This window comes from Bacteroides ihuae (assembly GCF_900104585.1).
GTDB classification, from domain to species: Bacteria; Bacteroidota; Bacteroidia; order Bacteroidales; family Bacteroidaceae; genus Bacteroides; species Bacteroides ihuae.
The window spans coordinates 786,248-798,768 of record NZ_FNVX01000005.1; the positions used below are offsets into that span (position 1 = coordinate 786,248).

Here is a 12,521-nt window from a genome sequence, read left to right on the forward strand (position 1 = left end):
AAAGTTAGTTTTTTATTGTAGCGGCCAAGTCAATGGCTTTTTTGAGAGCTCCCAGTTTGTTATTCACTTCCTGTAATTCATACTCGTCTTGGCTGCGAGCTACAATGCCGCCACCAGCTTGAAACCACAGTTCATTATTACGACTCACAAAAGTACGGATGGTGATGGCTTGATTCAGATCACCATTTAATCCGATAAATCCGATACAACCACCGTATGCTCCACGATTATGCGGTTCGATTTCACTAATCAACTGCATGGCGCGTACTTTAGGAGCGCCGCTCAATGTTCCTGCAGGAAAAGTGTCAATGAAAGACTTGATCGTATTGGCTTCATCATTCAGTAATCCACTTACTCTGGACACTAAGTGAATGACGTGACTGTAGTATTGTGGTTCCTTATAAAATACTACGCGTACATCGTGGCAATTGCGACTTAGATCATTCCTTGCCAAGTCAACCAGCATAACGTGTTCTGCATTTTCTTTGGGATCAGCAAGGAGTGCCTCTGTCAATTCCTTATCTTTCAAGGCATCGCCAGTACGTCTAGTAGTACCGGCAATCGGATCAATATAGGCGTGTCTTCCATCTATTTTACAATGAGTTTCGGGTGAAGAACCAAAGATGCGGTAACCACCGAAGTCGAAATAGAATAAATAAGGAGAGGGATTGATGCTTCGCAAGGCACGGTAAACCTTGAAGTCGTCGCCTGCATAGGGTTGCACAAAGCGTCGCGAAAGTACTATCTGAAACACATCACCACGCAGACAATGAGCGATACCTTTACGCACATTGGCTTTGTGCTCTTCATCGGTGATTGTGCTTGTTACAGGGCCTACTGCGGAAAAGTTATATGATGCGTAATTACGGTTCTCAATGGCATTTTCTAATTTGTCTAAGTCACTCTCTTCTCCATCGACCAGCATCTCTACTAGCTTTAACTCATTTTTAAAGTGATTAAAGATGATGATATACTTATATAATATGTATAGCATGTCTGGAGCATCGTTCTGTTCATCGTGACTCTCTTTGACAGGTATATTCTCAAAGTATTTCACGGCATTGAAAGTGGTATATCCATATAGCCCACATACATTATTCTCCTGTCCGCTTACCTTAAATTGACCAATAAATTGATTTAAAGCTGCTTCTACCGGAAAAGTGGGAGTTAGCTGCTTTTCTTCGCGTGTATTGTCAGGGTATGTCATTGTTACTTTACCGCTGTTTATTCCTATACTAGCCAGCGGACAGAGAGCGATGAATGATTGACTGTTCTCTGTAGCATGGAAATCCGAACTTTCCATAAGGGCCGATTGTGGATACATATCTCTTACTTTGAGATAAATGCTCACAGGTGTATGTAAATCACCAACTACCTGCTTGCTATTGGTGTGATATGTAAATTGCTTCATAGTGTTTCTTTTTTGTAGTTGTCCAAATAGGTTTCTATGTCTTTATCTCCACGGCCCGAAACAGTAAGTACTACTACATCTTCGGGTTTGAACATTATTTTTTTTAATGCGCCTAAGGCGTGAGCTGATTCCAGTGCAGGAATTATTCCTTCTAAGCGAGTTAACTCATAGGCTGATTCTATTGCTTCGTCATCATTGATGGCTACTACCGTAGCACGATGTTTTGCGGCCAAATTAGCGTGTATGGGCCCGATACCCGGGTAGTCAAGTCCGGCCGATATAGAATATGGTTCCTCTATTTGACCATCTTCATTTTGAATAACGAAAGTGCAGGCGCCGTGTATGATCCCTATTTTTCCGAGTTGTATGGTGGCAGCTGTCATTCCGGTTTCTATCCCTTTTCCACCAGCTTCAGCTAGTACAATCTTAGCTCGTTCGTCATCTATGTAATGGTAAATTGTTCCCGCAGCATTACTACCTCCACCTACGCAAGCGATCAGATAATCAGGATAATCACGTCCCTCTTTTTCTAGAAGTTGCTTCTTAATTTCTTCGCTGATAATTGATTGCAAACGTGCCACCATATCTGGGTAGGGATGAGGTCCGACAGTAGAACCGATGATATAGAAAGTGTCTGCCGGATGACAGCACCAGTCGCGAATAGCTTCATTGGTCGCATCTTTTAGTGTCATATTACCTGACGTAACAGGTACAACTGTAGCACCCAGCATCTTCATCTTTTCAACATTGATGTGCTGTCTTTCTATATCCGTTTTTCCCATATACACAACACATTCCATATCCATTAGTGCGCAAACGGTAGCTGTTGCCACACCATGCTGTCCGGCACCAGTCTCGGCTATGATACGTTTCTTACCCATGCGTCTAGCGATTAGTATCTGGCCTACGGTATTGTTTATTTTGTGAGCACCCGTATGATTCAAATCTTCTCGTTTCAGATAGATTTTGCAGCCATACTTCTTTGATAGCCTATTGGCCAGATAGAGTGGGGAAGGGCGTCCTACGTAGTCTCTGAGCAATAGCTCAAATTCTTGCTTAAAGCTTTCACTTTGCAATACCTCTAGGTAGGTGTTTTTTAATTCTTCCACGCATTTATAAAGAATTTCAGGAATATAGGCTCCGCCAAATTCTCCATAATAACCATTCTCGTCTACTAAATAACTTTTCATAATGCTACTATAATATTGTTGTTATAAATTGCTTGAAAAAAGAAAGAGCCCTGTCGCAGGTGCGACAGGGCTCTTAGGTATATCTTAAATTAATTTAGTATATATACATGAGGCTGCAACCTTACGACTTATTTAGTTGTAAGTAACGCCACCAATATGTATTAACTAATATACTTCTCATTGCATTTTGCTTTTATTCGGGGCAAATATAAACACATTGTTTGAAATTGCAAAATATTTAAAACTATTTTTCTGTATTTTTTTTCCAGAGAATGAAACATATAAAAACTTTTTAACCTTTTGGCTGTTTTATAACTAAACGGTTTATCAAATATAGATATAGAAAAGTATGAATAATTTTGTTTTTCAAAATCCCGTAAAGCTTATTATGGGTAAAGGTATGATTGCGAACTTAAATAAAGAAATTCCTACAGGTAAGCGCGTGATGATAACTTTCGGCGGTGGCAGCGTTAAAAACAATGGTGTGTATGATCAGGTTAAAGAGGCATTGAAAGACTATGATACTGTTGAGTTCTGGGGTATTGAGCCTAATCCTTCAATTGAAACCCTGCGTAAGGCTATTGAATTAGGTAAGAAGGAGAAAATTGATTTTTTATTAGCTGTAGGTGGTGGATCCGTTATTGATGGCACCAAACTTATTTCTGCAGGGTTACTGTACGATGGTGATGCATGGGATCTGGTGAAAGCACGATTCATTGCAGGCGAAACGATTCCTTTGGGTACAGTGCTTACTCTTCCGGCTACTGGTTCGGAAATGAACAATGGCGGTGTGGTGTCTCGAAAAGAAACGAAAGAGAAATATGGATTTTTTGCCAACTTTCCTCTTTTTTCTATTCTCGATCCAGAGGTAACGTTTACTCTCCCTCCTCATCAGGTTGCCTGTGGTTTAGTCGACACATTTGTACATACTGTGGAACAGTATATGACTACTCCGGGGCAATCTCGCTTGATGGATCGCTGGGCTGAAGGAATCTTGCAAACACTTGTAGAGGTTGCACCTAAGATTCGCCAAAATCAAAATGACTATCAGTTAATGGCCGACTTTATGCTTTCGGCTACAATGGCGCTGAACGGTTTCATCTCTATGGGGGTATCGCAAGACTGGGCCACTCACATGATCGGTCACGAGCTCACTGCATTGCATGGCCTTTCTCATGGTCATACTTTAGCAATTGTTTATCCGGCTACATTACGTATTTTGCGAGAAGCAAAGGGAGATAAGCTAATACAATATGGTGAGAGAGTGTGGAACATCACTTCTGGTACTCATGATGAACGCATCGATGCTGCTATTGTATGTACCGAAGAATTCTTTCGTTCGCTAGGGCTTACCACTCGTTTATGTGAAGAGAAAATAGGTGTTGACACAATTGATGAGATCGAACGTCGATTTAATGCCCGCAATGCCGCTTATGGTGAGAATGCTAATGTTACGGGTGCGATGGCAAAAACCATATTGAATAGTTGTTTAAAGAGCTTTTAACTTCTATGTCGTTAAACCGGCACATGATTACTCTTGCAATAAATAGGATAGTATAAATATAAATAAATGAATGAATGAAAGCAATTAACAATTTTCTGATGCGTAGCGTTTGTGCTCTTATAGTAGGCCTTGTGTTGGTTATATGGCCTGATGCCGCTGCAGTTTACATTGTAATTACTATTGGTGTCTTATTTATGATCCCGGGATTGATCGTTACCATTGGTTATTATACTAAAAAAGTGGAGTTGGAAGTTCCTCGTCGCTTCCCTATAGAAGGAGTGGGGAGTTTCCTCTTTGGTCTTTGGTTAGTCATTACCCCTGCATTTTTTGCTGACGTATTGATGTATTTGCTTGGCTTTATTTTAATGATGGGCGGCGTTCAACAAATTGCTTTGCTCATTATGGCTCGGAAATGGGTTCGGGTATCAGGGGGTTATTATGTTATTCCTTTACTCATTTTATTGGCTGGGTTGTTTGTAATTCTCAATCCTACAGATGCACGTAATACAGCATTTATCATCATTGGAGTTACTAGTTTGCTTTACGCTCTTTCTGAGTTAATCAGTTGGTTTAAGTTTATGCGTCGTAAACCAAAACCTCCTGTTGCGGCTAGTTTACTAGAAGTAGAAGATGCTGAGATTATTGATGAATGAAGATAAAGCAATATAGAGGCAAGCCATTGGTATAGAAGCTATAAGTATATAAACCACGAATACTAAGGAGAAAAGCTTCATGGACTAAGTTCTTAAAATGAACGAAGTAAGTGGTCACGCAGCTGCGTGACGATGGTCCCACAGCCGTGTGATCATGGGCCCGCAATTGCGTGACCATGATCATGCAGTTGTGGGACTACTTATTTTATGAATCAAAGACACTTAAAGAATAGGTTGTCTGAGCTTAATGTATAGCTTGAGTTAACTTAGCTCATATATAAAAAGAGAAGAGGACTATCTCACGATACCCCTCTTCTGCAAACTTAAAACAACCAACAAAAGAAATAGATAGTCGAAACTATCTACTTTTCTTCTTTATCTTATAAATAAGAGTTCTCTGTATTTAGGAAGTGTCCACATTTGATCATCAACGATAAGTTCCAACTTATCGATATGATAACGTATTTCTTCCAACATTGGAACAATCTGATCATGGTATGCGACTGCTTTCTCGCGTTCGCATTCAATCTTATTAGCTACTTTGCGAGCTTCAACCATTGCATCTACATGTTCCTTAATATAAGCGGTGCGATCCGATATTTCTTCGATAAGTTCCAGGTTCTTAGCTGATAATTTAGCTGATTTTTCACCAGGGAACAAATCTTTCATCTTATATACGTTATCAATCAAATTCGTTTGATATTGTGTAGCAACCGGAGTGATGTGGTTCATGGCCAAATCTCCTAGTACACGTGCTTCAATTTGAATTTTCTTTGTATAAGTTTCCCATTTAACCTCGTTGCGAGCTTCCAGTTCTTTCTTAGTCAAAACGCCGGTAGACTCAAACATTGCGATTGATTCAGGTTTCAGGTAATTGTCAAAGATAACAGGTACACTTGTTTCGCAATCTAAACCACGTTTAGCAGCTTCCACTTTCCATTCGTCACTGTAGCCGTTACCGTCAAAGTGAATAGCTTTGCACTCTTTTACATAGCTACGAATGATTTCCAAGATAGCAGAGATCTTAGGCTCTCCTTTTTCAATAAGAGCATCAACATCTTTTTTGAATTTAGTCAATTGTTCTGCAAGAGCTGCATTCAATGCGATCATTGCAGATGCACAGTTTGCTTCTGAACCTACTGCACGGAATTCAAAACGGTTTCCAGTGAAAGCAAAAGGAGAAGTACGGTTACGATCTGTATTGTCTATCAACAATTCAGGAATTTGAGGAATATCAAGTTTCAAACCTTGTTTCCCACTTAAGCTGATTAAATCATCTTTAGTGCTTTCTTCAATGTGCTTCAATACTTGCGACAATTGTTTGCCTAAGAAAGAAGAAATGATTGCTGGAGGTGCTTCATTGGCTCCCAAACGGTGAGCATTGGTAGCGCTGGAGATACTAGCTTTCAATACACCATTGTGACGGTAAACAGCCATAAGAGTATTGACTACGAAAGTGATGAAGCGTAAGTTATCTTCTGGTGTTTTACCCGGAGCCATCAATAGAATACCGGTATCGGTTCCGAGTGACCAGTTATTATGTTTACCTGATCCATTCACACCTTTGAATGGCTTCTCATGCAATAAAACACGGAATCCATGGCGACGAGATACTTTACGCATCACAGCCATGATGAGCATATTGTGATCTACTGCTAAGTTGCACTCTTCATAGATCGGTGCAAGTTCAAATTGGTTTGGAGCAACCTCGTTATGACGTGTTTTTACAGGAATACCAAGTTTCAATGATTCGATTTCCAAATCTTTCATGAAGGCGGCTACGCGAGTAGGAATAGCGCCAAAGTAGTGGTCTTCCAATTGCTGATTTTTAGCACTATCATGCCCCATCAGTGTACGGCCGGTAAGAAGTAAATCTGGGCGAGCGGCATACAAGCCTTCGTCAATCAAGAAATATTCTTGTTCCCATCCTAAGAAAGCAATTACTTTTTTTACGTCTGGGTTGAAATAATGGCATACATCAACAGCAGTCTTATCAACTGCTCTCAAAGCTTTTAAAAGAGGAGCTTTATAATCTAAAGATTCTCCAGTGTAAGCGATGAAGATTGTAGGAATACAAAGCGTGTCATCGATGATGAAAGCAGGTGAAGACGGATCCCAAGCTGAATAACCTCTAGCTTCGAATGTATTGCGAATGCCACCATTTGGGAAGCTCGATGCGTCTGGTTCTTGTTGAACAAGAAGCTTTCCTGAGAATTCTTCCATCATGCCACCTTTGCCATCGTGTTCTACAAAAGCATCGTGTTTCTCGGCTGTTCCTTCTGTTAATGGGTGGAACCAGTGAGTGTAATGTGTAACACCCATTTCAATGGCCCATTTTTTCATACCGGCTGCAATGTCATCAGCTATCGAACGATCCAATGGAGATCCATTGTCAATAGCATCGACCAATTTTTCATATACCTTGCTCGGAAGGTACTTGAACATCTTAGCACGATTGAATACATACTTTGCGAAGTATTCCGATGGGCGTTCTGCCGGTACGGGTACTTCCACTGCTTTCTTTTTGAAAGCTGTCTCTACTACTCTGAATCTTAGTTTTGACATAATAATACCTAATTTTGATTTGTTGTTAAATATGTTAGAGTAAAATTTGCTCTTGGTTTATTTTGTTCCCGGACAGGTGATCAAGCCCATCCGGGATATTTTAGTAATTAGTTATAAGCAGATTCGCCATGTTCGTAAATGTCGAGTCCCTCTTCTTCAATACGAGCAGGAACGCGAAGTCCATGAACAGCATCAAGGATTTTGAATAATATGAAGCCCATTCCGGCAGCCCATACACCGACAACTACTGCACCAAATACTTGTGCACCAAGAAGTCCTGCGCCACCTCCAAAGAATAGACCTCCATTAGTAGCAAAAAGTCCGGTCATGACAGTTCCTAAGAAACCACATACACCATGTACGGAAGAAGCTCCAACGGGATCATCAATCTTAAGGGTCTTTTCAATAAATTCAACCGAATAAATCATCACTACTCCACAAATAGCACCAATAATGACTGAACTTAGTGCCGATACCGCATCACATCCGGCAGTAATTCCTACCAAGCCGGCCAAGATGCCATTCAAAGTTAGAGAAAGCGATGGTTTTCCATATTTCATCCAACTGATAGCTAATGCCATTACACCACCGGCGCAGGCTGCTAAGTTTGTTGTCAAGAATACGTGCGATATAGCAAATCGATCAGCTTCTCCTGCTGCTGCAAGTTGTGATCCGGGGTTAAAACCAAACCAACCAAACCATAGAATAAACACACCTAATGCGGCAATTGTTAAGCTGTGCCCCGGAATAGCTTTAGATTTTCCATCTTTAGCATATTTTCCGATACGTGGGCCTAATATTGCAGCACCAACTAAAGCGATCCATCCACCAACAGAGTGAACAATGGTTGATCCGGCAAAGTCATGGAAAGTTGTTCCAAAAAGATTCATCATGAAGCTTCCTTCAGAAGCATCCATTAACCAGCCACCGCCCCACGTCCAATGGCCTGAAACAGGATAGATGATTGCGCTAATGACTATTGTGTATACAATATACATGGAGAATTTTGTGCGTTCAGCCATTGCTCCAGATACGATTGTTGCTGCTGTTGCGCAGAATACAGTTTGGAAGACGAGGAATCCTTCTGTAGGTAGACTGCCTTGATAAAAGGATAAGTCAAAGAAATGAGGCATTCCTACAAAGCTTCCTACTCCAAACATGAGACCGAATCCGATGGCCCAGTAAAGGAGTGAACCTACTAGAAAATCTACGAAGTTTTTCATTAAGATGTTTGCAGTGTTTTTTGAGCGGGTAAAGCCTGCTTCCACTAAAGCAAATCCCGGCTGCATAAAGAATACAAGTGCAGCGGCCACTAACATCCAAACGGTGTTTAATCCTAAAACAAGATCTCCTACAGTATCTGGAGCTTCTTCGGCAGGTGCAGCAACTACTGATGCTTCAGTTACTGTTGATGCTAAAGCTGTAGTATCTACAGCAGCAGAATCTTGTGCGAATGCACTAGTTGCGAAAAAGAGTGCCATCATCAAGGCACCTGCTATCCACAGTTTCGCTATGCTATGTTTCTTATATCTATCCATGATTATATTATCTTATTTATTGATACCTATTATTGTCCTATCGAAAACTATTTTTCCTGCTCAGCATTATATAATGCTATATCTCCTCGTTCGCCTGTACGGATACGAATAGAATCGTCAATTGGTATAACGAAGATTCGTCCATCACCTATCTCACCAGTCTGAGCTGATTTTAGAATAGCTTGCACGGTCTTTTCGGTATTCTTGTCGCGAACGACAATAGAAATAAGAATTCTTTCAATGTAACTAGTGTCATATACCACACCACGGTAGATACGGCCTTGTCTTGCTTTTCCCACGCCTCTTACATCATAATAAGAGAACCATTCAATGTCCGCTTCGAGGAGCGCGTCTTTCACCTCTTCGAACTTAGTTTTACGGATAATCGCTTCAATTTTTTTCATATACTTTAAAATTAGTGTGTCACAAACTTGAAAAAAGAGGTATAAAGTGATGACAGCCATAGCAGGTTACCATACAACAAACCGATAAAATCAATAAACTCTAACTACCTCACTTTATACACTCTTTGTCTCTTTCTATAATTTTGTAATTCTATTCATTTAAAAGCTTACACCAAATGTAAAATAGGCTTTTTCAGAACACGGATTCCATGTTGTTTTTGCGAATGCAGGTATACTGAAAGAATCTGTGATCTTTATCTCCTTAGAGACCTTAAAACCTATATTTGTTACAGCAAATCCAGATGCTCCATAAAAAGAATTTTCCCATGGTGTTGCACCTAATTCGGCTGAACAATCAGTGCCACCCAATTTAAAGGGAGCACTAACTTCAAAGTATGATGAATATGCTCTATCACCATTAGCTTTAACCCCGTCATCGCCAGCTATATTAGTGTTCCAGACGAGAGCTAAGGGACCAAAATCATACCCAATAGTTGTTTCAAAAACATGTTTGGTGGAATGCGCCGAGTAATTAAAATATTTATTCTCGTCGGTATTGAACCAATAGTCCGTCAGAGCTATATTAAAACCTCCGGTACTGTAACCCAAGGTTAAATCAAACTCTTTTGTGTCAGTACTTTCGAGACCAACTGATCCCCATCCAGTTAAAGAGAAACCTTTTTTCCCAATAGAGATGCTTGGCTGAATACTTACTCCACCAAGATCTTGTCCTCTCCAAATATAGCCACTTACCACGTCGGCTCCCATGGATACCTCTACCTTGTCTTGTGCCTTCATAGTTGATGGCGCAAGAACCGTTAGTAATGCTGCTGCTATTACCCCCCATTTTTTGTAAATCATCGTTTTTTTCATCGTTTTTTTCTTTTAAGTTAGAAATATTGTGGATTTATAGTCCATGATTATATAGTAGCGCGCAAATACTATCGTTTCTTAGAGGTATGAAGGCAATTGTTATAGCCTCCTCATTATTTTATCCAATTTCGCAATCGTCGCATAGCTTCGATGCAGTTTTCTCGTTCTCCAAATGCTGTAAGGCGGATATATCCTTCGCCACTAGGCCCAAATCCTACACCCGGTGTACCTACTACATTGGCTTCATAAAGCATTTGGTCAAAGAATCGCCAAGAACTTGTGTCATTAGGTGTTTTTATCCAAAGGTAAGGAGCATCAACTCCTCCATAAACTTTCAGTCCTGTGGCTTCAAGTCCCTCTTTCATTATTTTGGCATTCGTCATATAATAGTCTATGGTCTCCTTTACTTGTGCTTTACCTTCGGGACTGAAAATAGCTTCGGCACCACGCTGTGTAATATATGATGTTCCGTTAAATTTTGTACATTGACGTCTATTCCATAAACGATTCAGAGGAATGCGGTCTCCTTCAAGTGTTGCTGCTGTCAGTTCTTTCGGCACAACAGTATAACCACAACGAACTCCTGTAAATCCTGCCGTTTTCGAAAAACTACGAAACTCGATAGCACACTTTTTAGCTCCTTTTATTTCATAGATTGAGTGTGGAATATCCGGATTTTGAATATATGCCTCGTATGCTGCATCAAACAAAATAAGTGTGTCGTTAGCTAATGCATAGTTTACCCACTTTTTCAATTCCTCTTTAGACAATGTTGTTCCGGTAGGATTGTTTGGATAGCAAAGATATAGAACGTCAATTCGTTTATCCGGAATTTGAGGTATAAAATCATTTTCGCTAGTGCAGGGTATATATACCACATTACTCCATTTCCCATTCTCTTCTAACGTTCCAGCGCGTCCGCTCATTACATTGCTATCAATATATACAGGATATATGGGATCGGTCACTCCTACACTGTTATCATGACGAAGGATATCGCCAATGTTACCTGTATCACTTTTGGCACCGTCACTTACAAAAACCTCCGTTGGACTAAGGTGGATGCCACGAGATGCATAATCATTCTTTATAATAGCTTCTATAAGAAAATCATATCCTTGTTCCGGTCCGTATCCACGAAAGGTCTTTTTATTAGCCAGTTCCTCAACAGCTTTATGCATAGCTTCTATACAAGCTTGTGGCAACGGACGTGTTACATCTCCGATTCCCATGCGTATGATATCCTGTTTCGGATGTGTGATTTTAAAAGTGTTTACTTTCTTTGCAATGTCCGAGAATAAATAGCTTCCCGGGAGTTTTAAATAATGTTCATTAACTAATGCCATAATTGTTTTTGTTTTAAGCTTGTCCTATTGTAGGAACTGTTTTTTTGTTGGTTAAACTATTATATGTCAGTCGTTTATATCTATTTCTCCATCAAATACTTTAGTGGCTGGCCCTGTCATTAATACATGACCAGATTCTTGCTCCCAGTCAATTGTTAGCGTTCCACCATCCATGATTATATCCACTTTTCGTCCAGATTTGTTATTGATAAATGCAGCCACTGCAGTAGCACAAGCTCCGGTTCCGCAGGCTTGTGTAATACCCGAACCGCGTTCCCATACCCGCATTCGTATTTCTTTATCGTTTAATATTTGGGCAAATTCTACATTGATGCGATCAGGGAAGATTGGCAGATTTTCAATTTTGGGTCCTATTTCAGGTAGGTTAATACTATTAATATCTTCAACAAAGATAACTAGATGAGGATTTCCCATTGATATGGCTGTGGCAATAACTGTTTTTTGACCAACGCTGATAGGCTGCGATATCATTTCTTTTTTTCCTTCTCCTGCAAAGTCCACCAATTCCAGAGTAGGTGTGCCCATGTTTACAGTGACAGCAATTACTGCTTTATCCTTGATCTCAAGTTTTAATATTTTAATTCCGGAAAGAGTTTCCAGAGATATTTCCGGCTTTTCAGATAAACCATATTCATAAATGTATTTTCCAATGCAACGACTTGCATTACCACACATCATAGCTTCAGAACCGTCAGCATTAAAAATACGCATGCTGAAATCGGCTACATTTGATTTGCCTATTAAGACAAGGCCATCGCTGCCGATTCCTGTGTGTGGCGTGCTCCATTCTATTGATAGTCGTTCAGGATTTAGGATAGGGTATTTAGTATTATCTACATATATGTAGTCATTGCCCGCTCCATGCATTTTAGTAAACTTAATCCTACTTGTCATTTTGAGGTTTATTGGTTGGTTGTTGTATCCTTTTGTTTTACTACATTGCAAATATACGACATTTTGGTTATATTTGTTGTAAAATAGCTTTCTTATATCTATTTATTTTATTCGATATTTCA

The 12,521-nt window shown here is 40.0% G+C and carries 10 protein-coding genes; 2 read left to right on the top strand and 8 right to left on the bottom strand.

Translation table 11 applies throughout. The features are described from left to right. Positions 1-4: 4 nt before the first annotated feature. Together BQ5338_RS08675 and trpB are read right to left on the bottom strand one after the other, a co-directional pair. On the bottom strand, positions 5-1,411 hold the full coding sequence (locus tag BQ5338_RS08675) for an anthranilate synthase component I family protein (protein WP_071146410.1): 1,407 nt from the start codon (positions 1,409-1,411) through the stop codon (positions 5-7). After that, on the bottom strand, positions 1,408-2,601 hold the full coding sequence (gene trpB / locus BQ5338_RS08680; protein WP_071146411.1) for a tryptophan synthase subunit beta: 1,194 nt from the start codon (positions 2,599-2,601) through the stop codon (positions 1,408-1,410). The genes BQ5338_RS08675 and trpB overlap by 4 nt, the downstream gene beginning before the upstream one ends. Positions 2,602-2,950: 349 nt before the next feature. Here trpB and BQ5338_RS08685 point away from each other — a divergent pair, with 349 nt between their 5' ends. After that, positions 2,951-4,105 (top strand): iron-containing alcohol dehydrogenase, encoded by a 1,155-nt coding sequence (locus BQ5338_RS08685; RefSeq protein ID WP_071146412.1) that lies wholly within the window; start codon positions 2,951-2,953, stop codon positions 4,103-4,105. Positions 4,106-4,179: 74 nt separating this feature from the next. Further along, positions 4,180-4,758: an HdeD family acid-resistance protein gene (locus BQ5338_RS08690; RefSeq protein WP_071146413.1), complete on the top strand. Its 579-nt coding sequence runs from the start codon at positions 4,180-4,182 to the stop codon at positions 4,756-4,758. 375 nt (positions 4,759-5,133) lie between these two features. Here BQ5338_RS08690 and BQ5338_RS08695 read toward each other — a convergent pair whose 3' ends face one another. The 6 genes from BQ5338_RS08695 to dapF form a co-directional block, all read right to left on the bottom strand. After that, the gene (locus BQ5338_RS08695; protein WP_071146414.1) at positions 5,134-7,323 is read right to left on the bottom strand and encodes a glutamine synthetase III family protein; all 2,190 of its coding nucleotides are present in this window, start codon (positions 7,321-7,323) and stop codon (positions 5,134-5,136) included. A gap of 107 nt (positions 7,324-7,430) precedes the next feature. Next, a complete protein-coding gene (locus BQ5338_RS08700) occupies positions 7,431-8,861 on the bottom strand; it encodes an ammonium transporter (RefSeq protein ID WP_071146415.1) in 1,431 nt (476 codons plus the stop codon). Positions 8,862-8,908: 47 nt separating this feature from the next. Next, positions 8,909-9,265, bottom strand: coding sequence for a P-II family nitrogen regulator (locus BQ5338_RS08705; protein ID WP_071146416.1), 357 nt, complete (start codon positions 9,263-9,265; stop codon positions 8,909-8,911). A gap of 159 nt (positions 9,266-9,424) precedes the next feature. Further along, positions 9,425-10,138: a hypothetical protein gene (locus BQ5338_RS08710; RefSeq protein ID WP_071146417.1), complete on the bottom strand. Its 714-nt coding sequence runs from the start codon at positions 10,136-10,138 to the stop codon at positions 9,425-9,427. A gap of 113 nt (positions 10,139-10,251) precedes the next feature. After that, the gene (locus tag BQ5338_RS08715) at positions 10,252-11,484 is read right to left on the bottom strand and encodes an LL-diaminopimelate aminotransferase (RefSeq protein WP_071146418.1); all 1,233 of its coding nucleotides are present in this window, start codon (positions 11,482-11,484) and stop codon (positions 10,252-10,254) included. A 66-nt stretch (positions 11,485-11,550) separates the two neighbouring features. Next, positions 11,551-12,399, bottom strand: coding sequence for a diaminopimelate epimerase (gene dapF, locus BQ5338_RS08720; protein WP_071146859.1), 849 nt, complete (start codon positions 12,397-12,399; stop codon positions 11,551-11,553). Positions 12,400-12,521: the final 122 nt, after the last annotated feature.

Excerpts from the sequence above, each read along its gene's own strand:
- dapF (WP_071146859.1), bottom strand. The coding sequence starts at position 12,399 with ATGACAAGTAGGATTAAGTTTACTAAAATGCATGGAGCGGGCAATGAC.
- BQ5338_RS08705 (WP_071146416.1), bottom strand. The coding sequence starts at position 9,265 with ATGAAAAAAATTGAAGCGATTATCCGTAAAACTAAGTTCGAAGAGGTG.
- BQ5338_RS08715 (WP_071146418.1), bottom strand. The coding sequence starts at position 11,484 with ATGGCATTAGTTAATGAACATTATTTAAAACTCCCGGGAAGCTATTTA.
- BQ5338_RS08695 (WP_071146414.1), bottom strand. The coding sequence starts at position 7,323 with ATGTCAAAACTAAGATTCAGAGTAGTAGAGACAGCTTTCAAAAAGAAA.
- BQ5338_RS08690 (WP_071146413.1), top strand. The coding sequence starts at position 4,180 with ATGAAAGCAATTAACAATTTTCTGATGCGTAGCGTTTGTGCTCTTATA.
- trpB (WP_071146411.1), bottom strand. The coding sequence starts at position 2,601 with ATGAAAAGTTATTTAGTAGACGAGAATGGTTATTATGGAGAATTTGGC.
- BQ5338_RS08710 (WP_071146417.1), bottom strand. The coding sequence starts at position 10,138 with ATGAAAAAAACGATGATTTACAAAAAATGGGGGGTAATAGCAGCAGCA.
- BQ5338_RS08685 (WP_071146412.1), top strand. The coding sequence starts at position 2,951 with ATGAATAATTTTGTTTTTCAAAATCCCGTAAAGCTTATTATGGGTAAA.
- BQ5338_RS08675 (WP_071146410.1), bottom strand. The coding sequence starts at position 1,411 with ATGAAGCAATTTACATATCACACCAATAGCAAGCAGGTAGTTGGTGAT.
- BQ5338_RS08700 (WP_071146415.1), bottom strand. The coding sequence starts at position 8,861 with ATGGATAGATATAAGAAACATAGCATAGCGAAACTGTGGATAGCAGGT.